This window comes from Mycobacterium timonense (genome assembly GCF_025821985.1).
Lineage (GTDB): Bacteria > Actinomycetota > Actinomycetes > Mycobacteriales > Mycobacteriaceae > Mycobacterium > Mycobacterium avium.
Genome location: NZ_JACKSY010000113.1, coordinates 127,199 through 150,437, shown reverse-complemented (window position 1 = coordinate 150,437; position 23,239 = coordinate 127,199). Strand labels below are relative to the sequence as shown.

At 70.3% G+C, this 23,239-nt stretch carries 20 protein-coding genes and 1 tRNA gene; 11 read left to right on the top strand and 10 right to left on the bottom strand.

From position 1 onward, the window contains the following. The first annotated feature begins 2 nt into the window (after window positions 1–2). Window positions 3–2,579 carry an ATP-binding protein gene (locus H7I87_RS27245; protein WP_009975281.1) on the top strand — a complete coding sequence of 859 codons (2,577 nt, stop codon included), beginning with the start codon at window positions 3–5 and terminating at the stop codon, window positions 2,577–2,579. Between the two features lie 49 nt (window positions 2,580–2,628). Continuing rightward, window positions 2,629–3,309 (top strand): response regulator, encoded by a 681-nt coding sequence (locus tag H7I87_RS27240; RefSeq protein ID WP_003877545.1) that lies wholly within the window; start codon window positions 2,629–2,631, stop codon window positions 3,307–3,309. Between the two features lie 87 nt (window positions 3,310–3,396). On the opposite strand, the gene H7I87_RS27235 is transcribed toward H7I87_RS27240, so the two are convergent. From H7I87_RS27235 to mfd, 8 genes are all read right to left on the bottom strand, one after another. Further along, window positions 3,397–3,723, bottom strand: coding sequence for a hypothetical protein (locus H7I87_RS27235; protein ID WP_003877544.1), 327 nt, complete (start codon window positions 3,721–3,723; stop codon window positions 3,397–3,399). Window positions 3,724–3,878: 155 nt separating this feature from the next. After that, window positions 3,879–4,829: a Ppx/GppA phosphatase family protein gene (locus tag H7I87_RS27230; protein ID WP_019732886.1), complete on the bottom strand. Its 951-nt coding sequence runs from the start codon at window positions 4,827–4,829 to the stop codon at window positions 3,879–3,881. Next, window positions 4,823–5,311, bottom strand: coding sequence for a DUF501 domain-containing protein (locus tag H7I87_RS27225; RefSeq protein ID WP_003872730.1), 489 nt, complete (start codon window positions 5,309–5,311; stop codon window positions 4,823–4,825). Before H7I87_RS27225 ends, H7I87_RS27230 begins: the two co-directional genes overlap by 7 nt. Then, entirely contained in the window at window positions 5,304–5,981 is a 678-nt protein-coding gene (locus tag H7I87_RS27220; protein WP_009975284.1) for an FtsB family cell division protein, read from the bottom strand. Before H7I87_RS27220 ends, H7I87_RS27225 begins: the two co-directional genes overlap by 8 nt. A gap of 1 nt (window position 5,982) precedes the next feature. Next, entirely contained in the window at window positions 5,983–7,272 is a 1,290-nt protein-coding gene (eno, locus tag H7I87_RS27215; protein WP_003877542.1) for a phosphopyruvate hydratase, read from the bottom strand. Between the two features lie 57 nt (window positions 7,273–7,329). Then, window positions 7,330–8,058: a lytic transglycosylase domain-containing protein gene (locus H7I87_RS27210; protein WP_003877541.1), complete on the bottom strand. Its 729-nt coding sequence runs from the start codon at window positions 8,056–8,058 to the stop codon at window positions 7,330–7,332. A 304-nt stretch (window positions 8,059–8,362) separates the two neighbouring features. Continuing rightward, window positions 8,363–9,367 carry a nucleoside triphosphate pyrophosphohydrolase gene (locus H7I87_RS27205; RefSeq protein WP_033710676.1) on the bottom strand — a complete coding sequence of 335 codons (1,005 nt, stop codon included), beginning with the start codon at window positions 9,365–9,367 and terminating at the stop codon, window positions 8,363–8,365. Continuing rightward, window positions 9,364–13,023, bottom strand: coding sequence for a transcription-repair coupling factor (gene mfd, locus H7I87_RS27200; protein ID WP_167380270.1), 3,660 nt, complete (start codon window positions 13,021–13,023; stop codon window positions 9,364–9,366). The genes H7I87_RS27205 and mfd overlap by 4 nt, the downstream gene beginning before the upstream one ends. A gap of 174 nt (window positions 13,024–13,197) precedes the next feature. Between mfd and lysA the strand changes: the two genes are divergently transcribed. Continuing rightward, window positions 13,198–14,538: a diaminopimelate decarboxylase gene (gene lysA, locus H7I87_RS27195; protein WP_033710678.1), complete on the top strand. Its 1,341-nt coding sequence runs from the start codon at window positions 13,198–13,200 to the stop codon at window positions 14,536–14,538. A gap of 76 nt (window positions 14,539–14,614) precedes the next feature. On the opposite strand, the gene H7I87_RS27190 is transcribed toward lysA, so the two are convergent. Further along, window positions 14,615–15,208, bottom strand: coding sequence for a TetR/AcrR family transcriptional regulator (locus H7I87_RS27190; protein WP_003877537.1), 594 nt, complete (start codon window positions 15,206–15,208; stop codon window positions 14,615–14,617). A gap of 178 nt (window positions 15,209–15,386) precedes the next feature. On the opposite strand from H7I87_RS27190, the gene H7I87_RS27185 reads away from it, so the two are divergent. The 8 genes from H7I87_RS27185 (at window position 15,387) to pth (ending at window position 21,431) form a co-directional block, all read left to right on the top strand. Continuing rightward, a tRNA-Gln gene (locus H7I87_RS27185) sits at window positions 15,387–15,458 on the top strand. A gap of 107 nt (window positions 15,459–15,565) precedes the next feature. Continuing rightward, entirely contained in the window at window positions 15,566–17,038 is a 1,473-nt protein-coding gene (gene glmU / locus H7I87_RS27180) for a bifunctional UDP-N-acetylglucosamine diphosphorylase/glucosamine-1-phosphate N-acetyltransferase GlmU (protein ID WP_033710679.1), read from the top strand. Between the two features lie 112 nt (window positions 17,039–17,150). Next, window positions 17,151–18,131 (top strand): ribose-phosphate diphosphokinase, encoded by a 981-nt coding sequence (locus H7I87_RS27175; RefSeq protein WP_003877535.1) that lies wholly within the window; start codon window positions 17,151–17,153, stop codon window positions 18,129–18,131. After that, window positions 18,132–18,479: an arsenate reductase (glutaredoxin) gene (arsC, locus tag H7I87_RS27170; protein ID WP_009975291.1), complete on the top strand. Its 348-nt coding sequence runs from the start codon at window positions 18,132–18,134 to the stop codon at window positions 18,477–18,479. Continuing rightward, on the top strand, window positions 18,476–19,135 hold the full coding sequence (locus H7I87_RS27165; RefSeq protein WP_003872741.1) for an LpqN/LpqT family lipoprotein: 660 nt from the start codon (window positions 18,476–18,478) through the stop codon (window positions 19,133–19,135). The genes arsC and H7I87_RS27165 overlap by 4 nt, the downstream gene beginning before the upstream one ends. 42 nt (window positions 19,136–19,177) lie before the next feature. Further along, on the top strand, window positions 19,178–20,047 hold the full coding sequence (locus H7I87_RS27160; protein WP_033726633.1) for an oxidoreductase: 870 nt from the start codon (window positions 19,178–19,180) through the stop codon (window positions 20,045–20,047). 136 nt (window positions 20,048–20,183) lie between these two features. Then, entirely contained in the window at window positions 20,184–20,843 is a 660-nt protein-coding gene (locus H7I87_RS27155) for a 50S ribosomal protein L25/general stress protein Ctc (RefSeq protein ID WP_003872743.1), read from the top strand. A 12-nt stretch (window positions 20,844–20,855) separates the two neighbouring features. Continuing rightward, a complete protein-coding gene (pth, locus tag H7I87_RS27150) occupies window positions 20,856–21,431 on the top strand; it encodes an aminoacyl-tRNA hydrolase (protein WP_033710681.1) in 576 nt (191 codons plus the stop codon). Window positions 21,432–21,505: 74 nt separating this feature from the next. On the opposite strand, the gene H7I87_RS27145 is transcribed toward pth, so the two are convergent. Further along, window positions 21,506–23,140 (bottom strand): fatty acyl-AMP ligase, encoded by a 1,635-nt coding sequence (locus tag H7I87_RS27145; RefSeq protein ID WP_010949050.1) that lies wholly within the window; start codon window positions 23,138–23,140, stop codon window positions 21,506–21,508. Window positions 23,141–23,239: the final 99 nt, after the last annotated feature.

The following is a 23,239-nucleotide window of genomic DNA, read 5'->3' as shown; positions in this document are numbered from 1 at the left end:
GGATGATGGTTGACGTGACCGACGTCCGCGACCACCATCCCAAGCGCGGGGAACTACGCATCTATCTGGGTGCGGCCCCGGGGGTGGGCAAGACGTATTCGATGCTGGGTGAGGCACATCGGCGGCTGGAGCGCGGCACGGATCTGGTGGCCGGGGTGGTGGAGACCCACGGGCGCGCGAAAACCGCTGAGCTGCTTGAGGGCATCGAGATCATTCCGCCGCGCTACATCGAATACCGGGGCGGCCGCTTCCCCGAACTCGACGTGCCGGCCGTGCTGGCCCGTCACCCCCAGGTGGTGTTGGTCGACGAACTCGCACACACCAACACCCCGGGCAGCAAGAACCCCAAGCGGTGGCAGGACGTCGAGGAGCTTCTGGACGCCGGGATCACGGTGATCTCCACCGTCAACGTGCAGCACCTGGAAAGCCTCAACGACGTCGTCGCCCAGATCACCGGCATCGAGCAGAAAGAGACCGTGCCGGATTCGGTCGTCCGCCAGGCCTCGCAGGTCGAGCTCATCGACATCACACCGGAAGCGTTGCGGCGCAGGCTGTCTCATGGGAATGTCTATGCGCCGGATCGGATCGATGCGGCGCTGTCCAACTACTTCCGGCGCGGAAACCTCACCGCGCTAAGGGAACTGGCGCTGCTGTGGCTGGCCGACCAGGTCGACACGGCGCTGGCCAAATACCGCGCCGAGAACAAGATCACCGACACGTGGGAGGCCCGCGAGCGGGTCGTGGTGGCGGTCACCGGCGGTCCGGAATCGGAGACGTTGGTGCGACGGGCGTCGCGCATCGCGTCGAAGTCCAGCGCCGAACTGATGGTGGTGCACGTCATCCGGGGCGACGGGCTGGCCGGCCTGTCGGAATCGCGGATGGCCAAGATCCGGGAGCTGGCCAGCAGCCTGGACGCGTCGCTGCACACCATCGTCGGCGACGAGGTGCCCGCGGCCCTGCTCGAGTTCGCCCGCGAGATGAACGCCACCCAGCTGGTGATCGGCACCTCGCGGCGGTCCCGCTGGGCGCGGCTGTTCGAGGAGGGGATCGGCCCCCGGATCGTCGAATTGTCCGGCAAGATCGACGTGCACCTGGTCACCCACGAGGAATCCAAACGCGGCTTCCGGGCGTCCTCGCTGGCGCCGCGGGAGCGGCGGGTGGCGTCCTGGCTGGCGGCGCTGATCGTGCCGTCGGTCATCTGCGCGGTCACCGTCACGTGGCTGGACCCCTACCTGGACACCGGCGGCGAGAGCGCGCTGTTCTTCGTCGGGGTGCTGCTGGTGGGCCTGCTGGGAGGCATTGCGCCGGCGGCACTTTCGGCGGTGCTGTCCGGGCTGCTGCTGAACTATTACCTGATCGCCCCGCGGCACAGCTTCACCATCGCCGAACCCAACAGTGCCATCACCGAATTGGTGCTGCTGCTGATCGCGGTGGCGGTCGCGGTGCTGGTCGACTTCGCGGCCAAGCGCACCCGGGAGGCCCGGCGCGCTTCCCAGGAGGCCGAGCTGCTGACGCTGTTCGCGGGTTCGGTGCTGCGCGGCGCCGATCTGGAGACGCTGCTGGAGCGGGTGCGCGAGACCTACGCCCAGCGGTCGGTCAGCATGCTGCGCGAGTCGGAGGACGCGCGGGCCGGCGGCACCAAGACCCAGGTGGTTGCCTGCGTGGGCCGGGATCCCTGTGTCAGCGTCGACGCCGCGGACACCGCGATCGAGGTGGGCGGCCCCGATTCCAGCGAATTTCAGATGTTGCTGGCGGGCCGCAAGCTGTCCGCGCGGGACCGCCGGGTGCTCAGCGCCGTGGCCCGGCAGGCGGCGGGGCTGATCCGGCAGCGCGAACTCGCCGAGGAGGCCAGCCGCACCGAGGCGATCGTGCGGGCCGACGAGCTGCGCCGCTCGCTGTTGTCAGCGGTCAGCCACGACCTGCGCACCCCGCTGGCGGCGGCCAAGGTCGCGGTCTCCAGCCTGCGTGCCGAGGATGTCGCCTTCTCCCCCACCGACACCGCGGAGTTGCTGGCCACCATCGAGGAGTCGATCGACCAGCTGACCGCGCTGGTGGGCAACCTGCTCGATTCGTCGCGGCTGGCCGCCGGGGCGATTCACCCCGATCTGCGCCGGGTGTATCTGGAGGAGGCCGTGCAACGCGCGCTGGTCAGCATCGGCAAGGGCGCCACCGGCTTCTTCCGCTCCGCGATCGATAGGGTCAAGGTCGATGTGGGCGATGCCATGGTGATGGCCGACGCCGGGCTGCTGGAGCGGGTGCTGGCCAACCTGATCGACAACGCGCTGCGCTACGCGCCCAACTGTGTGGTGCGGGTCAACGCCGGGCAGGTCGGCGATCGGGTGCTGATCAACGTCATCGACGAAGGGCCCGGGATACCGCATGGCGCCGAGGAACAGATCTTCGAAGCGTTTCAGCGGCTCGGCGATCACGACAACACCACCGGGGTGGGGTTGGGCATGTCGGTGGCGCGCGGCTTCGTCGAGGCGATGGGGGGGACGATCACGGCCACCGACACTCCCGGCGGCGGGCTCACGGTGATGGTGGATATGGCTGCGCCGCAATCCGAAGGCGCCGCATGACGCGCGCCGGCGACGATGCAGAGCGCAGCGATGCTGAGGAGCGGCGCAGATGACTCGCGTTTTGGTGATCGACGACGAGCCGCAGATCCTGCGCGCGCTGCGCATCAACCTGTCGGTGCGCGGGTACGAGGTGGTCACCGCGTCGACCGGCGCGGGCGCGTTGCGGGCCGCCGCCGAGCACAAACCCGACGTGGTGATCCTCGACCTCGGGCTGCCGGACATCTCCGGGATCGACGTGCTGGCGGGGCTGCGCGGTTGGCTCACCGCGCCGGTGATCGTGTTGTCCGCCCGCACCGATTCGTCGGACAAGGTCGAAGCGCTGGACGCCGGGGCCGACGATTACGTCACCAAACCCTTTGGGATGGACGAGTTCCTGGCTCGGCTGCGGGCGGCGGTGCGCCGCAACACCGCGGCCTCCGAGATGGAACAGCCGGTCGTCGAAACGGAGTCGTTCACCGTCGACCTGGCCGCCAAGAAGGTCACCAAGAACGGCAGCGAGGTGCACCTCACCCCCACCGAGTGGGGCATGCTCGAGGTGCTGGTCCGCAATCGGGGCAAGCTGGTCGGCCGCGAGGAGCTGCTCAAGGAGGTCTGGGGGCCGGCGTATGCCACCGAAACCCATTACCTGCGTGTGTATCTCGCGCAGCTGCGCCGCAAGCTGGAAAACGACCCGTCGCACCCCAAACACCTGCTGACCGAATCGGGCATGGGGTATCGATTCGAGGCGTGAGCGAGGCGATTGCGGTGCGGGGCTGCGGCCGGCACTACCGCCTCGCCAGCCCCACCGGCCACTCGCGTCCCCGCGCCGGGCAATCGGTTAAGTGCCCGCCTCACAGCGACAACGGGCCGCCTCACGCAGGGCCAAGACACGCTGATGGATTCGGTGTTCGGTGGAGCGCGGCATGCCGCCCGGGCCGTATCGGCCCCGGCCGAGCCGGCGTACCCGCCCATGCACGATCTCCCAACGCAGCGCATCCGACACCGCCTTCGACGGCCGGCCCTGCACGCAAAAGCCATGCCAGTCAAGCGCTTTGATCAGCTCGCCGATGTCGGCCGGTCCGTGCACGGCCAGCTGCATCGCCAGCACGTAGCGCAGCTCTATTCCCTTGAGTAGTAGTCGATTCATTGCCGAACCGTCCCACACGGGTGTGACATCCCCGGTTGTCGCTCAGAGGCGGGCACTTAACACCTCGCCTCCCGCGGGGACGTCCGTGAGGGACCTCCAGCGGAGACGTCCGGGACCTCCAGCGGGGATGTCCGCGAGGGACCTCCAGCGGAGACGTCCGTGACCGAAGTGGCCTACCCCGCGATGGACAGCACGATGCCGTCCAGGATGTCGTGCTCGCTGACCGTCAGCTCGTCGATGCCCGCGCGGGCACGGAACTCCCGCGCCAGTTCCTCCACCACGACCGCGCCTCCGGCGATCACGTCGGCCCGCCCCGCATGCATCGGCGGCAGCGCCGCGCGCTGGGCCCGCGTCATGCCGATCAGCCGTTCGCACACCGCCAGCAGATCCCGCCCGCTCACCCGCGAAAGATGAATGGCCGCAGAATCATACGCCGGCAAATCGTGAGCCAGCGCCGACAGCGTGGTCATCGTCCCGGCCACCCCGACCCAGGTTCGCGCCCCTTCCACGGGCACCACCCCCAGCGCGACCTCGAGCCGTTCGCGCACCACCTGACGGGCCAGCGCCACCTCCTCGGGCGTCGGCGGGTCGGAATGCAGGCATCGCTCGGTCAACCGCACGCAGCCGATGTCGGCCGAGTGGCTCGCCGTCACCCCGTCACTGCCGCCGACCACGATCTCCGTCGACCCGCCGCCCAGGTCAACGACCACGAAAGGACCAGCCGCACTGTCCAATTCGCCGACCGCCCCTCGGAACGACAGCTCGGCCTCGTCGGCGCCGGTGATCACTTCGGCCACCGCACCGGGCAGCACCGCGCCCAGCACGTCGGCCGTCATGGAAAAGAAGTCGGCCCGGTTGCCGACGTCCCGGGCGGCCGACGTGGCGACCATCCGAACCCGCTGCACACCATGTTGTTTCAGCAGATCCGCGTAGTCGCTCAGCGCCGCGCGGGTGCGCGCGATGGCCTCCGGCGCGAACTCCCCGGTCGCGTCCACACCCTGACCCAACCGCACGATCCGGGTCTCCCGGTGCACGTCGCGCAGCCGGCCGTCGCGCACGTCGGCGATCAGCAACCGGATCGAGTTGGTGCCGCAGTCGATTCCCGCGAGCCTGCCGGTCACCATCGGCCCTCCTGTAAAACTCCGGCCAGCGCGGGATCGGCGGCCAGGATCGACAACGCCTGGTCCCCAAAGGGATTCACGCCCGGCCCCTTGGCCAGCGAATGAGCGATCAGCACGTGCAGGCACTTGACCCGGTCCGGCATGCCGCCGGCCGAAAACGTGGTGCCCAGGGGTTCGATCGCGTCCCGTTCGGCCAGATACGACTCGTGGGCACGCCGGTACGCGGCCGCCAATTCCGCGTCCTGACTCAGCCGCTCGGTCATCTCCCGCATCAACCCCGTCGTCTCCAACCTGCTCGCGGCCGCCGTCAGCGCGGGATGCGTCAGGTAGTACAGCGTCGGAAACGGTGTTCCGTCAGGGAGTTTCGGCGCGGTCTTCACCACACCGGGTTCGCCGTTGGGACACCGGTAGGCGATGGCGAGCACCCCGCGCGGTTCACGCCCGAGTTGACGCGCCACCGCATCCAGGTCGGCGCGATCAACCACCGGGACCCGCGGGATTCGGCGCGGGCGGCGGAACCGGACCGGGCGGACCCGGTTCGGCCGGCGGAGCTTGCGGGACAGCAGGATTGGCCGGCGGCAGGTGCGGAGCATCGGCGATGGTGTGCCACAGCGAGGTGTACCACGGGTCGTTGTTGACCGGCTTCGCCGACGGCGATCCCGGCTGGGTGGGTTCGGCGGCGGTCGGCGGAAGCTGAACCTGGAACGGGATGTCGCCGGGTTTGACGAAGCCGAGCCGCTCGCGGGCCTGGGCCGCGATATAGGCCGGGTCGGCAAGTTTGGCCTTGCGCTGCTCCAAGTCGGCGATCTGGCGACGCAGCGCCGCCTCGCTGGCGGCCAGCTGATTCATCTCGGTGCGCTGGGCGAAATAGGTGCGCACCGGCCCGGCGATGGTCAACGTCAGCACGCAGATCACCGCGGCCAGCACCGCCGCGCGCCGGGCGGTGAAACCCAGCCGCTGCTCGGAGCGCTGCTCCACCGACTCGGCGGCCTGCCGCACGATGGGTTCGACCGCCGGCTCGTGCTGCGCCCGGGCGGTCTTGCGGGCGGTGACGGTCTGCGACGGCTTGGCCGCGCGACGGCGCCGAACCGAATCGCCGGCTTTCCCCGGCCGCGATGCCGGGGAGCGGCGCTTCGGATCGGGCTTGGCGGGCAAGCTATCTGGTCTCCAACGCGAACCGCGGGAAGGCCAGGTCGCCGGCGTAACGCGCGGCGTCGCCGAGCGCCTCCTCGATCCGCAGCAGCTGGTTGTACTTGGCCACCCGCTCGCTGCGGGCCGGCGCTCCGGTCTTGATCTGCCCGCTGCCGACGGCCACCGCCAGGTCGGCGATCGTGGTGTCCTCGGTTTCACCGCTGCGGTGGCTCATCATCGTGCGGTAGCCGCTGTGGTGGGCCAGCGCGACGGCGTCCAGCGTCTCGGTCAGCGTGCCGATCTGATTCACCTTGACCAGCAACGCATTTGCGACGCCCTTCTCGATACCCTCTTCCAGGCGTTCGGGGTTCGTGACGAAGACGTCGTCGCCGACGAGCTGCACCCGGTCGCCGATCGACGCGGTCAGCGCCGCCCAGCCGTCCCAATCATCTTCGGACAGCGGGTCTTCGATGGACACCAACGGATACGCGCCGAGCAGCCCGGCGTAGAACTCGGCCATCTGCTCGGCGGTGCGGGTGCTGCCCTCGAACTTGTAGCCGGTGCCGTCGCTGTAGAACTCGGTGGCCGCCGCGTCGAGGGCCAGCGCCACGTCGGTGCCGAGTTTGAAGCCGGCCGATTCGATGGCCCGGCCGATCAGGTCCAGCGCCGCGGTGGTGCCCGCCACGTCGGGGGCGAAGCCGCCCTCGTCGCCCAGGCCGGTGCTCAGGCCCTCCTTCTTCAGCACCGACTTCAGCGAGTGATACACCTCCGCACCCCAGCGCAATGCCTCGGCGAAACTCGGCGCGCCGATCGGGGCGACCATGAACTCCTGGATGTCGACGGCGGTGTCGGCGTGCGCACCGCCGTTGAGGATGTTCATCATCGGCACCGGCAGGATGTGCGCGTTGGGCCCGCCCAGGTAGCGGAACAGCGGCAACTCCGCGGAATCGGCGGCCGCCTTGGCCACGGCCAGCGACACGCCCAGGATCGCGTTGCCGCCCAGCCTCGACTTGTCCGGGGTGCCGTCCAGGTCGACCAGCGCCTGGTCCACCAGGCGCTGGTCGTCGGCGTTCAGCCCGATCACCGCCGGACCGATCTCGTCCAGCACGGCCTGCACCGCCTTCTGCACGCCCTTGCCGCCGTACCGCTCCCCGCCGTCGCGCAGTTCGACGGCCTCGTGCTCACCGGTCGACGCCCCGGACGGCACCGCCGCGCGGGCGAACGTTCCGTCGGTCAGGGCGATCTCGACCTCGACTGTCGGGTTACCGCGGGAGTCGAGGATCTCGCGGGCCCCGACCTGCTCGATAATCGGCACTGAGTTCTCCTTGTATCCGTAGCCGGTGCGTGCACTCGTCGTCAGCGATACATCCTGCTACAGCGGGTGACCTTTGGCGTAAGCGGTCGCCCAATCGCGCACCGCCCGGGCGTAGACACCGGAGTTGTTGTAGGCGCGCAGCGCGGTGATCCACCCGCGCGGTGTGGCGAGATCCTTTCCGCGCCAACACAGATAACCCGCCGCGGCGAGCGCGGCGTCGTCGATGTTGTCCGGGCTGACCCGGCCGTCGTTGTGAGCGTCGACCGCGTAGAGCCGCCAGGTTTCCGGGATGAACTGCATCGGCCCCATGGCGCGCGTCACGCCGTCCTCGTCCGTGACGTCCTCGTCGTTGTCGACGATGCGCAGCGTGCCGCCGCTGCCGTCCAGGCGGACACCCCGAATCGGGGGGCTCACATCGCCGTTGGGCGCCAGCCGCGCGCCGCGGTAGGTGCCGTGGTGGCTCTCGACCTGCCCGATGCCGGCCAGCGTGGTCCAGGCGATGTGGCACTTCGGGTTCTCGACCTCGGCGACCCGCGCCGCGTATGCGTAGGCCTCGAGCGCGATGACCGGGATCTCCAATCCGGCGGCGCGCTGCGCGGCCCAGTCGCGCAACTGATCCGCGGGTCGACCGCTGGCGTGGGTGTCGACCGGGGGCACCGGGTCGCCGGCCGGCGGCGGGACCCCGTCGGGGATGAACAGGCTGAGCTGCCAGGTGCAGCTGGAGGCCAGCACGATCGCGGTCGCGCCGATCACGGCGGCCGCGCGCATCCAACGCCTCGGCGACACCATGCTTTCCTGAGCTCCCCTAAGACTCGCCTGCACCAACTTCCGCCCCACCATCGTCCCATGCATTTCGGGACCGCTCGGTTGCGCCGGGCCCGCGGGCACCGATTTGTCGCCGCGTTCAGCTAATCGTCGATTAGCTGACGGTCGCCTTGGCTAGCGCGGTCAGACCGAGGCCGACCACCGGGATTCGCAACCTCATCCCCGATATTACCGAGGCGCGGGTGCCAAATCCGGCAAACAATGCGGTGATCGCTCTCGGCGGCGGTGAACACGCCACGGGCCGATGGCCAACGGGACCGGCCGCTCAGTTCTCGTCGCCGCCGGCGTCGTCGGTGAGCTGCTCGGCGGAGGCCGGCTCGGGATCGGTGTCGCCCGCCGGCCAGTGCTGCCGCCACTCCTGCTCAGAGATCTCACCGAGCGGGGCGATGTCGAACTCGTCGGGGACGCTGGTGCCGCGGCGCGCCGCCGCGATCGACCGCTCGACGCCGCGGACGGTTGCCACGAAATCCAAAACCGCTGTGCGCAAAGCACTTTCAGCGTCCACGTCGGCAGATATTGCGATCGAGGTGACCTGCGGCGGGATCAGGTCGGCGGGCAGACCGGCCTTCTCGGCCCGCCCGATCACCTTCTGCGCCAGCGCCAGCGCCGGTTGCCCGGTGTGCACGTCGTCCATCACCGATTTCCGCGGCTTCTCGGCCGCCTTGCGCTCTTCCCACTGCGCCAGCTGCTCTTCGAGCGAAATGGTTTGCCCGGCAAGCACTCCCGGCACCCGGTTGCCCAGTTTGCGGATCAGCGCGGCGGCGACGTCGTCGATGGTGAAGGCCGACTGCGGGGCGTCCTCCGCGATGCGGGCGTGGAAGAGGACCTGCAGCAGCACGTCACCGAGCTCGTCGCGCAACGCCTCGGCGTTGCCGCCGGCCACCGCGTCCAGCAACTCGTAGGTCTCCTCCAGCAGAAACCGGCGCAGCGACTCGTGGGTTTGCTCACTTTCCCACGGTCCGGCGGTGCGCAGCTTGTCCATCATCGCCACCGCGTCGACCAGCCGTTCGCCGCGCGGGGCGTCCGGCGCCGAGATAAGCCGGGCCCCGGCGGCCAGCCGGGCGGTGACGGCGGGGTGGTCGCGGTCCGACGACAGCAGCACCGGCGCCGGATCATCGGGGTCGCCGGAGTGCACCGGGCGCGCCGCCGGCAGCGACCAGGGCACCGCGATCGGCATCTCCTCGGTGTACTGCACCTCGCCGGCGAGATGCTCGACTGCCTCGACCGGCACCAGCGACGGCCGGCGCGGGTCGCACAAGATCACAATCACCCGCGCCCCTCCTCACTGGCCATCGCCGCCACCGGCGCGCCGGTGCCGACATCCGTCTGCGGTTTACCCTGCAGCGCCGTCACCAGGTTGGCCACCATCTGCACCAACTCGACGTCACGCAGCCGCGGCGCGCCCACCCCGCCGGCGCGCGGGATGGGAACCTGCACGGTCGACGTGGTGGCCCGGTAGCTGGCGGCCGGATACATCCGCTTCAGCCGCACCTGGGCCGAATCGGGCAGCGTGATCGGCGAGAGCCGCACGGTGGCCGCCGACGGCGCCGACACCTCGGTGATGCCGGCGGCGCGGCACAGCAGCCGCAGCCGGGCGACCGCCACCAGCCGCAGGGCCGGTTCGGGCAGCGCCCCGTAGCGGTCGACGAGTTCCTCGACCACCGCGTCGATCTCGTCGTCCGAGCCCGCGGCGGCCAGCCGCCGATACGCCTCCAGCCGCAGCCGATCGCTGGCGATGTAGTCCGGCGGCAGGTGCGCGTCCACCGGCAGGTCGATCCGCACGTCCTTGGGCTCCTCGGCGGTGGTGACGGTCTGGCCGTCCGCCGCGGCCCGGTACGCCTCGACGGCCTCGCCCACCAGCCGCACATACAAGTCGAAGCCGACGCCGGCGACGTGCCCGGACTGCTCCACCCCCAGCACGTTGCCCGCGCCGCGGATCTCCAGGTCCTTCAGCGCGACCGCCATGCCCGCGCCGAGCTCGTTGTTCTGGGCGATGGTGGCCAGCCGGTCATACGCCGTCTCGGTCAGCGGGGCGTGCGGCGGATACAGGAAGTAGGCGTAACCCCGTTCGCGGCTGCGCCCCACCCGGCCGCGCAGCTGGTGCAGCTGCGAGAGCCCGAACGTGTCGGCGCGCTCGACGATCAGCGTGTTGGCGTTGGAGATGTCCAGGCCGGTCTCCACGATCGTGGTGCACACCAGGATGTCGTACTCGCGGTTCCAGAACCCCTGCACGGTGCGTTCCAGCCGCTCCTCGGGCATCTGGCCGTGCGCCACCACCACCCGCGCCTCGGGCACCAGCTCGCGCACCCGCGCGGCCGCCCGGTCGATCGAGCTGACCCGGTTGTGCACGTAGAAGGCCTGCCCGTCGCGCAGCAGCTCGCGCCGCAACGCCGCCGCCACCTGCTTGTCGTCGTGCGGGCCGACGTAGGTCAGCACCGGGTAGCGCTCCTCCGGCGGGGTCAGGATCGTCGACATCTCGCGGATGCCGGCCAGGCTCATCTCCAGCGTTCTGGGAATCGGCGTGGCGCTCATGGTCAGCACGTCGACGTGGGTGCGCAGGCTCTTGATGTGCTCCTTGTGTTCGACGCCGAACCGCTGCTCCTCGTCGACCACCACCAGGCCGAGGTCCTTCCAGCGCACACCGGTCTGCAGCAGCCGGTGCGTGCCGATCACGATGTCGACCGAGCCGTCGGCCAGCCCCTCGATCACCGCGCGGGATTCGGCCGCGTCGGTGAACCGGGACAGGCCCTTCACGGTCACCGGGAAGCCGGCCATCCGGTCGGTGAAGGTCTGCAGATGCTGGTCGGCCAGCAGCGTGGTGGGCACCAGCACGGCGACCTGCTTGCCGTCCTGCACCGCCTTGAACGCCGCCCGCACCGCGATCTCGGTCTTGCCGTAGCCGACGTCGCCGCAGATCACCCGGTCCATCGGGATCGGCTTTTCCATGTCCGATTTGACCTCGGTGATCGCGGTCAGCTGGTCGATGGTCTCGGTGTAGCCGAAGGCGTCCTCCATCTCGGCCTGCCACGGGGTGTCCGGGGAGAACGCGTGCCCGGGGCTGGCCTGCCGCTTGGCGTACAGGGAGACCAGTTCGCCGGCGATCTCGCGCACCGCGCGGCGCGCCTTGGTCTTGGTGTTGGCCCAGTCGCTGCCGCCGAGCTTGGACAGCGCCGGCGCCTGGCCGCCGACATAGCGCGACAGCTGGTCCAACGAATCCATCGGGACATACAGCTTGTCGGATCCGCCGCCCCTCTTGGACGACGCGTACTCCAGCACCAGGTACTCGCGCCGCGCCCCGCCGACCGTGCGCTCGGTCATCTCCACGAACCGGCCGATGCCGTGCTGGTCGTGCACCACCAGGTCACCGGCCGTCAGCGCCAGCGGGTCGACGGTGTTGCGCCGCTTGGCTGCCAGCCGCTTGCCCTCCACGGCGGCGACCCGGCTGCCGGTCAGATCCGTCTCGGTGATCACCACCAGGTTCGCGCCGGGGATGACGATGCCGTCGTGCAGCGGTCCCTTGAGCACCCCGACCACCCCGGCGCGGGGCGCCGCGCCGGATTCCAGCATGGCGGCCGGGGTGTCGCATTCGGCCAGCCGTTCCACCACCCGGTGTGCGGTCCCGGTGCCGGGCGCGACGACGGCGGCGTGGCCGCCGGTGCTGACGTGCGCGCGCAGCATCGCGAAGATGCCGTCGATGTCGTGTTGATGGCCGCGCGCCGACGGCGCCGCCCGCACGTCCAGCTCCACCGCCGACTCGTCGGACAGCTGGCTCAGCGTCCACCACGGGTGCCCGCAACGGACCGCCGCCGCCCGCACCTCGTCCAGCTCGGCGAAGCCTGATCCGCCCAGTTGCTCGACGTCGATCGGCGCTTGATTCTCCAAGGTCCCCAGTGCCGCGACCGACCAGGAGGCCTCCAGGAACTCGCGGCCGGTCTTGATCAGGTCGGCCGCCCGGGTGCGGATCTTCTCCGGGTCGCACAGCAGCACCGGGGTGCGCTCGGCCAGCTGATCGGTCAGCAGCACCTGCTTGCCGGGCCGCAGCACCGGCAGCAGCGCCTCCATGCCGTCGACCGCGATGCCGTCGGCGATCTTGGCCAGCATGTCGCTGACGCTGCCGGTGATGGCCGGCTCGCTCGCCGGGTGCTGGGCGGCCAGCTCCGCGGCGCGGGCCCGCACGTCCTCGGTGAGCAGCAGCTCGCGGCAGGGCACCGCGATCACGGTGTCGACCGCGATCTCGGGAATGGAACGCTGGTCGGCGACCGAGAACATCCGCATCTCGCTGACCTCGTCACCCCAGAACTCGACCCGCACCGGGTGCTCGGCGGTCGGCGGGAAGACGTCGAGAATGCCGCCGCGCACGGCGAATTCGCCGCGCCGGCCCACCATGTCGACCCTGCTGTAGGCCAGCTCGACCAGCCGCGCGATCACGTGCTCGAATTCGATCTCCTGGCCCACGCTCAGCGTCACCGGCTCCACCAGACCCAGCTGCGGGGTCATCGGCTGCAGCAGCGAGCGGACCGCGGTCACCACCACCTGCAGGGGCGGCCCCAGCCTCGCGTCGTCGGGGTGGGCCAGCCGGCGCAGCACCGTCAACCGGGCGCCGACGGTGTCGACGCCGGGCGAGAGCCGCTCGTGCGGCAGCGTCTCCCAGGACGGGAAGACGGCCACGGCATCGCCGACGACGCCGCGCAGTTCAGCGGTCAGGTCGTCGGCTTCGCGCCCGGTCGCGGTGACTACCAGCAAAGGGCCCAACCGCGCCAGCGCACTGGTGACGAACAGTCGCGCGCTGGCTGGACCCACCAGGCTCAGGTCGGCCGGCGATGCGGCCGCGGTGTCGATCAACTGCTGGAAGGTCGGCGCGGTGAGCGCCAATTCAACGAGCCCCGCGATCGGGGTTTCTGGGCGAGCAGCCCCCGGTGCGGTCATGATGAATTCCATTCTAGGGCGGCGCGCCCGGCTCCCTGCTCCCGCCGACGCGGCGCTCGCCGGCGCCGGGCGGGACCGCCGGACGCGGGCGAACCACGTCAATATTGAGCTCGTCGCCGTCAAGGGAGCGTAAGAAACGCACCGGCCGGCGCCCCACGCGCGCAGGTTGGATGCATGACATTGCTGGACATCCTGCCGTCGCTGGGTCACGCGGCTCCCCCGCGGTTCGATCCCGCGATCTGGCCCGTCACCGCCCATCCCGACGAGGAGGGCCGGCTGTGCGTCGGCGGCGTGCCGCTGGGCGACGTCGCCGACGAGTTCGGCACCCCGGTCTACGTCGTCGACGAAGCCGACTTCCGGTGCCGCGCCCGCCGGTACCGCAAGGCGCTGCGCGGCGTCGAGGTGGTCTACGCCGGCAAGTCGCTGCTGAGCACCGCGGTGGCCCGGTGGGCCCGCGAGGAGCGCCTCGGCGTCGACGTCTGCTCGGCCGGTGAACTGGCCACCGCGCTGGCCGGCGGGGTCGACCCGGCCCGCATCGTCATGCACGGCAACGCGAAATCGCCCGAGGAGCTGCGCGAGGCGGTGCGCGTCGGGGTGGGCCGCATCGTGCTGGATTCGACCATCGAAATCGCGTATCTGGCCGGCCTGGCCCGTCGCCGCCAGCCGGTGCTCATCCGGGTCACCCCCGACATCGACATCCACGGGCACCGCGCCGTCACCACCGGCGTCAGCGACCAGAAGTTCGGCTTCACCCTGGCCGGCGACCACGCGGCCGACGCGGTGCGCCGGGTGCTGGCCCACCCCATCCTCGACCTGGTCGGCCTGCACTGCCACCTCGGCTCGCAGGTGTCCGACCCCGCCCTGTACGGCGAGGCGATCCGCCGGATGATCGCCGCGATGGCCGATGTCCGGGCCCGGCACGGCGTCATCCTGACCGAGCTGAACCTTGGTGGGGGACATGCCATTCCGTATGCGTCCGGCGACCCGGAGCTGAACCTCGACCAGCTGGCCGACGTGATCGAGGACGCCCTGGACGAGGCGTGCGCCGCCGAGCGGTTCCCCCGCCCGCAGATCGTGGTGGAGCCGGGCCGGGCGATCAGCGGTCGGGCCGGGGTGACCCTGTACCGGGTGTGCTCGGTGAAGACGCAATGCGGCGGGCGGACCTTCGTCGCCGTCGACGGCGGCATGAGCGACAACCCGCGGGTGTCGCTGTACGGCGCGCGGTATGCCGTCGCGCTGGCCAACCGGCATCCGCTGGGCCTCAAGCAGCGGGTCACGGTGGCGGGCCGGCACTGCGAGTCCGGCGACGAGATCGCCCGCGACGTCGAGCTGCCCGCCGATCTGCGCCCGGGTGACCTGCTGGCCGTGGCCTGCACCGGCGCCTACCACCACAGCATGGCGTCGAACTACAACATGGTCGGGCGCCCGCCGCTGGTGGCGGTCAGCGAGGGCCGGGCCCGGGAACTGGTCCGCCGCGAAACCGTGGCCGACCTGCTGGCCCGCGACCGCGGGTAGCCCCGGCTCGCCGCTCGTAACGCCACGGCGGCCGAATCCGGCCGGAGACCGCCGTGGCGTTACACCCGCGGAACGCTCACTCGTCTTGCAGCCGGGGGTCGGCTTCCAGATGCGTCAACCCGTTCCACATCAGGTTGACCAGGTGGGCGGCCACCACTTCCTTCTTGGGCTCGCGGGTGTCGAGCCACCACTGCGCCGTCATCGACACCGAACCCACCAGCGCCTGGGCGTACAGCGGCGCCAGGTCGGGGTCCAGGCCGCGCCGGGCGAAGTCGCCGGCCAGGATGGAGCTGACCTGGCTGACGGCGTCGTTGAGCAGGCTGGAGTAGGTGCCCGAGCTGATCGCGGCCGGCGAGTCGCGGATCATGATCCGGAAGCCGTCGGTGCGCTCCTCGACGTAGGTGAGCAACGCCAGCGCGACCCGCTCGACGCGCACCCGGGACCGGTTGTTGGTCAGCGACGAGGTGATGCCGTCCAGCAACGCCGACATCTCCCGGTCGACGACGACGGCGTACAGGCCCTCCTTGCCGCCGAAATGCTCGTAGACCACCGGCTTGGACACGTTGGCGCGCAGCGCGATCTCCTCGATCGAGGTGCCCTCGTAGCCGCGTTCGGCGAACAGCGAGCGCGCGATGCCGATGAGCTGCTGCCGCCGCTCGCTGCCGGTCATCCGCGCGCGCGGCGCCCGCACCTCCTTGTCCGGGTCCTTGTGGGTTTGCGAGTCCAGCACGGCCACGTCAATCAGCGTATAGCGTCGCCCGCGCCGCGCCGCCCGTCTTTCCCGCGGCGCCGCGATCGGCCCGCAGCGTCTAAAGTCTTGGGTTGGCGCGGCCCTAGGGGCCCGGCGATCCGTCGTGGTGTAATCGGCAGCACATCAGATTTTGGTTCTGAGAGTTCAGGTTCGAGTCCTGGCGACGGAGCACCAACAGGCACGAGCCCTTTTGCCTCGAGCGTGCCGCAAGTGCCACGCTTGACGGCGTGTCGTCGCACCGACGGGCACCGTCGCGCCGGGGTTTGAGGAGGGTCGATGTCGTCTCCTGGTGATACCGCGGTCCTGGTGCTGGCGGCCGGGCCCGGCACCCGGATGCGGTCCGACACCCCGAAGGTGCTGCACCCGCTCGGCGGCCGCAGCATGCTGTCCCATCTGCTGCACGCCATCGCCAAGGTGGCGCCGCAACACCTGGCCGTGGTGCTGGGCCACGACCACGAGCGCATCGCCCCGCTGATCGCCGATTGGGCCGACGACCTGGGCCGTCCCATCGACGTGGCGCTGCAGGAACGGCCCCGCGGCACCGGCGACGCCGTCCGGTGTGGCCTGTCGGCGCTGCCCGACGACTACGCCGGCGTCCTGGTCGTCACCTCCGGCGACACCCCGCTGCTGGACGCCGACACCGTGGCCGACCTGATCGCCGGCCACACCGCGACCCGGGCCGCGGTCACCGTGCTGACCACGACGCTGAGCGACCCCAGCGGCTACGGCCGCATCCTGCGCACCCAGGACAACGAGGTGACGGCGATCGTCGAGCACGCCGACGCCACCGAATCGCAACGCGAAATCCGCGAGGTCAACGCCGGGGTGTACGCCTTCGACACGGCGGCGTTGCGCTCGGCGCTGAACCGGTTGAGCGCCGACAACGCCCAGCAGGAGCTGTACCTGACCGACGTCATCGCGATCCTGCGCGGCGACGGCCTGCCCATCCGCGCCCGCCACGTCGACGACAGCGCGCTGGTGGCCGGCGTCAACAACCGCGTGCAGCTCGCCCAGCTGGGCGCCGAGCTCAACCGCCGCGTCGTGGCCGCCCATCAGCTGGCGGGCGTGACCGTCGTCGACCCGGCCACCACCTGGATCGACGTCGACGTCACCATCGGTCGCGACACCGTCATCCACCCGGGCACCCAGCTGCTGGGCCGTACCCAGATCGGCGGCCACTGTGTCGTCGGGCCGGACACCACCCTGACCGACGTCAGCGTCGGCGACGGCGCGTCGGTGGTGCGCACCCACGGCACCGGGTCGTCCGTCGGCGCCGGCGCCACCGTCGGCCCGTTCGCCTATCTGCGGCCCGGCACCGTGCTGGGCGACGACGGCAAGCTGGGGGCGTTCGTCGAGACCAAGAACGCCACCATCGGCACCGGCACCAAGGTGCCGCACCTGACCTACGTGGGCGACGCCGACATCGGCGAGCACAGCAACATCGGCGCCTCCAGCGTGTTCGTCAACTACGACGGCGAGTCCAAGCGGCGCACCACGGTGGGCTCGCACGTGCGAACCGGGTCCGACACCATGTTCGTGGCCCCGGTCACGGTCGGCGACGGCGCCTACACCGGGGCCGGCACCGTGGTGCGCGAGGATGTGCCGCCCGGCGCGCTGGCGGTGTCCGCCGGTCCGCAGCGCAACATCGAGGGCTGGGTGCGCCGCAAACGCCCCGGCAGCGCGGCCGCGCGAGCGGCGGAGGCCGCCGAAAAGGCCGCCAGGGGCGGTCCCGCCGGGGAGGCCGAATAGACACCGCGGGTTGGGTAGCTGGCAACCCGGCGACATTTCCGTACTATTCGCTTCGTACGATGGGGCCTTCTTTTGATCCTCATCTCGACCCCGACATGGCGAGGGCAGTGCGTTGAGCCACGACTGGACCGATAACCGCAAAAATCTGATGCTCTTCTCCGGTCGTGCGCACCCGGAGCTGGCCGAGCAGGTGGCCAAGGAACTCGACGTCCACGTCACCGCCCAGACCGCGCGCGAGTTCGCCAACGGCGAGATCTTCGTGCGGTTCCACGAATCGGTGCGCGGCTGCGACGCGTTCGTGCTGCAGTCCGCCCCGGCGCCGGTGAACAGCTGGCTGATGGAACAGCTGATCATGATCGACGCCCTCAAGCGGGGCAGCGCCAAGCGGATCACCGCGGTGATGCCGTTCTACCCGTACGCCCGCCAAGACAAGAAGCACCGCGGCCGCGAACCGATCTCGGCGCGCCTGGTCGCCGACCTGCTCAAGACCGCCGGCGCCGACCGGATCGTGACCGTCGACCTGCACACCGATCAGATCCAGGGCTTCTTCGACGGGCCGGTCGACCACATGCGCGGGCAGAACCTGCTCACCGGCTACATCCGCGACAACTACCCCGACGGCAACATGGTCGTCGTCTCCCCCGACTCCGGCCGGGTGCGCATCGCCGAGAAATGGGCCGACGCGCTGGGCGGCGTGCCGCTGGCCTTCATCCACAAGACCCGCGATCCGCGGGTGCCCAACCAGGTGGTGTCCAACCGCGTGGTGGGCGAGGTGGCCGGCCGGACCTGCGTGCTGATCGACGACATGATCGACACCGGCGGCACCATCGCCGGCGCGGTCAAGCTGCTGCGCGACGAGGGCGCCGGCGACGTGATCATCGCCGCGACCCACGGTGTGCTCTCCGATCCGGCCGCCGAGCGCCTGGCCTCCTGCGGCGCCCGGGAGGTGATCGTGACCAACACCCTGCCGATCGGCGAGGAAAAGCGGTTCCCGCAGCTGACGGTGCTGTCCATCGCGCCGCTACTGGCAAGCACCATCCGGGCGGTCTTCGAAAACGGTTCGGTCACAGGGCTTTTCGACGGGGACGCCTAGATGGCTCAGGGCGCGACCATCTACCACAACCCCCGCTGCAGCACCTCCCGCAAGACGTTGGAGTTGTTGCGCGACAACGGTTTCGAGCCGAGCATCGTCGAATACCTGAAGACCCCGCCGTCGCGCGCCGAACTGGTGAAGATGATCCGCGACGCCGGCATCGACGTGCGCACCGCGGTGCGCAAGCGCGAGTCGCTGTATGACGAGCTCAACCTGGCCGAGGCGTCCGACGAGCAGTTGCTCGACGCCATGATCGAACACCCGATTCTGATCGAACGGCCCTTCGTCGTCACGCCGAAGGGCACTCGGCTGGCCCGCCCGATCGACGCGGTCCGCGAGATTCTGTGAACCGACTCCGCGGCTGCGCGGCCGTCGCCGCGGCGGTTGCACTGGCCGTGGCCACCGCCGGCTGCGCACCGAAACCGCCCGACTACCAATCGATCCTGTCGAAGACGCCGACGACGACCACCACCACCAGCGCCACGGCGAAGCCGGTCCCGCTGTCGCAGTATCTGCAGAGCATCGGTGTCACCGGGCAGCAGGTGGCCCCGGCGTCGCTGCCGGATCTGACGGTGTCGATCCCGACCCCGCCGGGCTGGGCGCCGTTCAGCAGCCCGAACATCAGCCCGCAGACGGTGATGATCTCCAAGGGCGGCAAGTTCCCCACGGCGCGGCTGGTGGTCTTCAAGCTGAGCGGCGATTTCGACCCGGCCCAAGTCATCAAGCACGGCAACGACGATGCGCAGCTGTTCGAGAACTTCAAGCAGCTGGACGCGTCCGGCGCCCCGTACAACGGCTTTCCCTCGTCGATGATCCAGGGCAGCTACGACCTGGACGGCATGCGGCTGCACAGCTGGAACCGGATCGTCATCGCCACCGGATCGCCGCCGGCGCATCAGCGCTATCTGGTGCAGCTCACGATCACCAGCCTGGCCGATCAGGCCGCCGCGGAGTCGACCGACATCGAGGCGATCATCCACGGCTTCGTGGTGGCGGCGAAGTAGCCGCCCGGCGCCCGGCGGCCGCGGCGATTAGTGTTAGCAGCCATGACAGGCTGGACCGCCGCAGACCTACCGTCGTTCGCGCAGCGAACCGTCGTCATCACCGGCGCCAACAGCGGGTTGGGTGCGGTGACCGCCCGCGAGCTGGCGCGACGGGGGGCCACCGTCATCATGGCCGTGCGCGACACCCGCAAGGGCGAGGCGGCCGCGCGGACGATGGCCGGCCAGGTCGAGGTCCGCGAACTCGACCTGCAGGATCTGTCGTCGGTGCGCCGGTTCGCCGACGGGGTGAGCGGGGCCGACGTGCTGATCAACAACGCCGGCATCATGGCCGTCCCGTACGCGCTGACCGTCGACGGCTTCGAGAGCCAGATCGGCACCAACCACCTGGGCCATTTCGCGCTGACCAACCTGCTGCTGCCCCGGCTCACCGACCGCGTCGTGACGGTGTCGTCGATGGCGCACTGGCCGGGACGGATCAACCTCGAGGACCTGAACTGGCGGTCGCGCCGGTACTCGCCGTGGCTGGCCTACAGCCAGTCCAAGCTGGCCAACCTGCTGTTCACCAGCGAGCTGCAGCGCCGCCTGACGGCCGCCGGTTCCCCGCTGCGCGCGCTGGCCGCCCACCCCGGCTACTCGCACACCAACCTGCAGGGCGCCTCGGGCCGCAAGCTGGGCGACGCGCTGATGTCGGCGGCGACGCGGGTCGTCGCCACCGACGCCGATTTCGGCGCCCGGCAAACCCTGTACGCGGCGTCCCAGGATCTGCCCGGGGACACCTTCGTCGGCCCCCGGTTCGGTTACCTGGGCTGCACCCAACCGGTCGGGCGCAGCCGGCGGGCCAAAGATGCCGGCATGGCGGCGGCGCTGTGGGCGCTCTCCGAGCAGCTCACCAAGACCGAATTTCCGCTCTGAGGTGCGCATGCGCTAACCTGGCCGGGCGTCACGGCGAGGGTGGCTGGCTGGCCAGCACCGTTATCGACGGAGACCGACGACTGTCGCGTCCTGGCCGTGCCCCGAACACAGCGCAACAGCACACAGGAGCGACACGATGGCCAAGCAAGCACTCAACCAACTGACGGCCGCGGTGCGAACCGAGACCGGCAAGGGCGCGTCCCGGCGGGCCCGCCGCGCCGGCAAGATCCCCGCCGTCCTCTACGGCCACGGCACCGATCCCCAGCACCTGGAGCTCCCCGGCCACGACTTCGCGGCCGTGCTGCGGCACGCCGGCACCAACGCGGTGCTCACCCTCGACATCGACGGCAAGGAACAGCTGGCGCTGACCAAAGCGCTCGACATCCACCCGATCCGCCGCACCATTCAGCACGCCGACCTGCTGGTGGTGCGCCGCGGCGAGAAGGTGGTCGTGGAGGTCACCGTCGTCATCGAGGGTGACGCCGCGCCCGGCTCGCTGGTCACCCAGGAGGCCAGCACCATCGAGATCGAGGCCGAGGCCCTCTCGATTCCCGAGCAGTTCACCGTGTCGGTCGAAGACGCCGAACCCGGCACCCAGTTCACCGCCGGGCAGATCGCCCTGCCCAAGGGCGTCAACCTGATCTCCGACCCGGAGTTGCTGGTGGTCAACGTGGTCAACGCCCCGACGGCCGAGGAACTCGCCGAGGAGGGCGCTGGCGAGGTCACCGAGGAGCCCGCGGCGGCCGAGGCGGAAGAGGCCGGCGAAGAAGAGGCCGCCGAAGCCGAGTCCGAGTAGGCGGGTCGCATCGTGGCCGAGCCGTTGCTGGTGGTCGGCCTGGGCAATCCCGGAGACAACTACGCCCGCACCCGGCACAACGTCGGGTTCATGGTCGCCGACCTGCTGGCGGCGCGGATGGGTTCGAAGTTCAAGGCGCACAAGCGGTCCGGCGCCGAGATCGTCAGCGGCCGGCTGGCCGGGCGCTCCGTGGTGGTGGCCAAGCCGCGCTGCTACATGAACGAATCCGGCCGCCAGGTCGGCCCGCTGGCGAAGTTCTACTCGGTGCCGCCGGGCGACATCATCGTCATCCACGACGATCTCGACTTGGACTTCGGCCGCATCCGGCTCAAGATCGGCGGCGGCGAGGGTGGCCACAACGGCCTGCGCTCAGTGGCAAGCGCCTTGGGCAGCAAGGACTTTCAACGCGTCCGCATCGGGATCGGCCGCCCGCCGGGGCGCAAGGACCCGGCGGCCTTCGTGCTGGAGAACTTCACCGGCACCGAACGCGCCGACGTCCCGACCATCTGCGAGCAGGCCGCCGACGCCACCGAGTTGCTGATCGAACTGGGGCTCGAGCCCGCCCAGAACCGGGTGCACGCCTGGTAGCGCAGGAACCGAGAGCAGACGCGAAAGCACCCGACACGCCGATGTTTTGGGTGCTTTTGTGTCTGCTCGGCTGACTAAGTCACCAGGGTGACGGAGTTGGAGCGCCGCAACTTGCCCGACGGCGTCTTGGGGATGGTCCCCGGGCCCAGCACCACCACGTTGCGCGGCCGCATGTCGACCTCGGCCACCACCTCGCGGGCGACCTGGTGCTCGATGCGACGCACCTCGGCCGGGTCCTGGAAGGCGTTGGACTCCACCGCCACCGCGAACGTCTCGCGGGAGTGGCCGGCGTCCAGGCGCACCGCCACCGCGCAACCGGGCCGCACCCCCTCCACACGGCAGGCAGCCCGCTCGATGTCGGTGGGATAGATGTTGCGGCCGGCCATGATGATGACGTCCTTGACCCGGCCGCACACCACCACGTGCCCCTCCTCGGTCAGGTAGCCGAGGTCGCCGGTGTCATACCAGCCGTTCTCGTCCTGGGCCGGGATGAAGCCGCCCATGGTGAGGTAGCCGGGCGTCACCGACTCGCCGCGCAGCTCGATGACGCCGACCCCGCGCGGCGGCATCACGTCGCCGTTCTCGTCGACGATGCGCGCCTCCAGGTCCTGCAGCAGCGGGCCGAGCGTGGCCAGCCGGCGGGTGTTGCCCTTGGTGGCCGGCACGGCGCGGCGCAGGGCGGCCAGCAGGTCGGCGTCCACCTCGTCGACCACCAGGCCGGCGTTGCACTCCGAGAAGGACACGGCCAGCGTGGTTTCGGCCATGCCGTAGGCCGGCAGGATCGCCGACGGCTTGAGCCCGAACGGCTTGCCCGCGTCCAGCAGGTCCTCGACGTCGGCGGGTTCGACGGGCTCGGCGCCGGACAGCGCGAAGCGCAGCGTCGACAGGTCGAAGTCGCCGGGCTTGGCCTGCCGGCGCAGCCGCTTGGCCAGCAGCGCGTAGGCGAAGTTGGGCGCCGCGGTCATGGTGCCCTTGTACTTGTCGATCAGCTTGGCCCACAGCAGGGTGTCCCGCAGGAAGTCCATCGGGGTGACCTTGACCAGCTCGGCGCCGAAGTACATCGGGATGGTCAGGAAGCCGACCATGCCCATGTCGTGGAAGCAGGGCAGCCAGCTGACCATGACGTCCTTGTCGACGTCGTACTGGGCGCCGATGAACATGGCCTCGGCGTTGGAGTAGATGTTGCGGTGGGTGATCTGCACGGCTTTGGGGGACCCGGTGGAGCCGGACGTCAGCTGCATCAGCGCCAGGTCGTCCTCGCCGACCTCGACCGGGTCGATCGGGTCGGACGCCAGCAGGTCGGCGACGGTGAGGACCTTGATGTCCTTCTCCTGCAGGACGGGGATGGCGACCAGGAAGGGCTCCGAGACGACGACGGCCTTCGCCTCGATCATGCCGATGACGTTCATGGTGTCCTCGGCCCACACCGCCAGGTCGGTGCGCGGGGTGGGCTGGTGAAGCATGGTCAGGCTGGCGCCGCGCATCCACAGGCCCTGCGCGGTCGGGGCGATCTCCACCGGGAAACCGGCCAGCACGCCGACCGCGTCACCCGGCCCGATGCCCGCGGCGGCCAGGCCGCCGGCGATGCGGCGGGCACGCTCGTGCACCTCGCCCCAGGTATGACGGACCGGGTTGTGGGGTTCACCGGTGACCATGCCCGTCTTCGCGGTCCGGGCATTGCGGTACATCTTCTCGGTAAACCTGCTCACGAAAACCTCCTCGGTTCCAGCCCTGGCCCCAGCACCCGAAATCTCATGTTCCGCCCGCCGGGCCACCCCGCGACGCAGGCGGGTAAGCACAGTTCGGCG

What these genes read in the sequence shown, in the direction of transcription:
- H7I87_RS27245 (WP_009975281.1), top strand. Translation starts at nt 3, where the DNA reads ATGATGGTTGACGTGACCGACGTCCGCGACCACCATCCCAAGCGCGGG.
- H7I87_RS27240 (WP_003877545.1), top strand. Translation starts at nt 2,629, where the DNA reads ATGACTCGCGTTTTGGTGATCGACGACGAGCCGCAGATCCTGCGCGCG.
- H7I87_RS27230 (WP_019732886.1), bottom strand. Translation starts at nt 4,829, where the DNA reads ATGGTGACCGGCAGGCTCGCGGGAATCGACTGCGGCACCAACTCGATC.
- mfd (WP_167380270.1), bottom strand. Translation starts at nt 13,023, where the DNA reads ATGACCGCACCGGGGGCTGCTCGCCCAGAAACCCCGATCGCGGGGCTC.
- lysA (WP_033710678.1), top strand. Translation starts at nt 13,198, where the DNA reads ATGACATTGCTGGACATCCTGCCGTCGCTGGGTCACGCGGCTCCCCCG.
- H7I87_RS27190 (WP_003877537.1), bottom strand. Translation starts at nt 15,208, where the DNA reads ATGACCGGCAGCGAGCGGCGGCAGCAGCTCATCGGCATCGCGCGCTCG.
- glmU (WP_033710679.1), top strand. Translation starts at nt 15,566, where the DNA reads ATGTCGTCTCCTGGTGATACCGCGGTCCTGGTGCTGGCGGCCGGGCCC.
- arsC (WP_009975291.1), top strand. Translation starts at nt 18,132, where the DNA reads ATGGCTCAGGGCGCGACCATCTACCACAACCCCCGCTGCAGCACCTCC.
- H7I87_RS27160 (WP_033726633.1), top strand. Translation starts at nt 19,178, where the DNA reads ATGACAGGCTGGACCGCCGCAGACCTACCGTCGTTCGCGCAGCGAACC.
- H7I87_RS27155 (WP_003872743.1), top strand. Translation starts at nt 20,184, where the DNA reads ATGGCCAAGCAAGCACTCAACCAACTGACGGCCGCGGTGCGAACCGAG.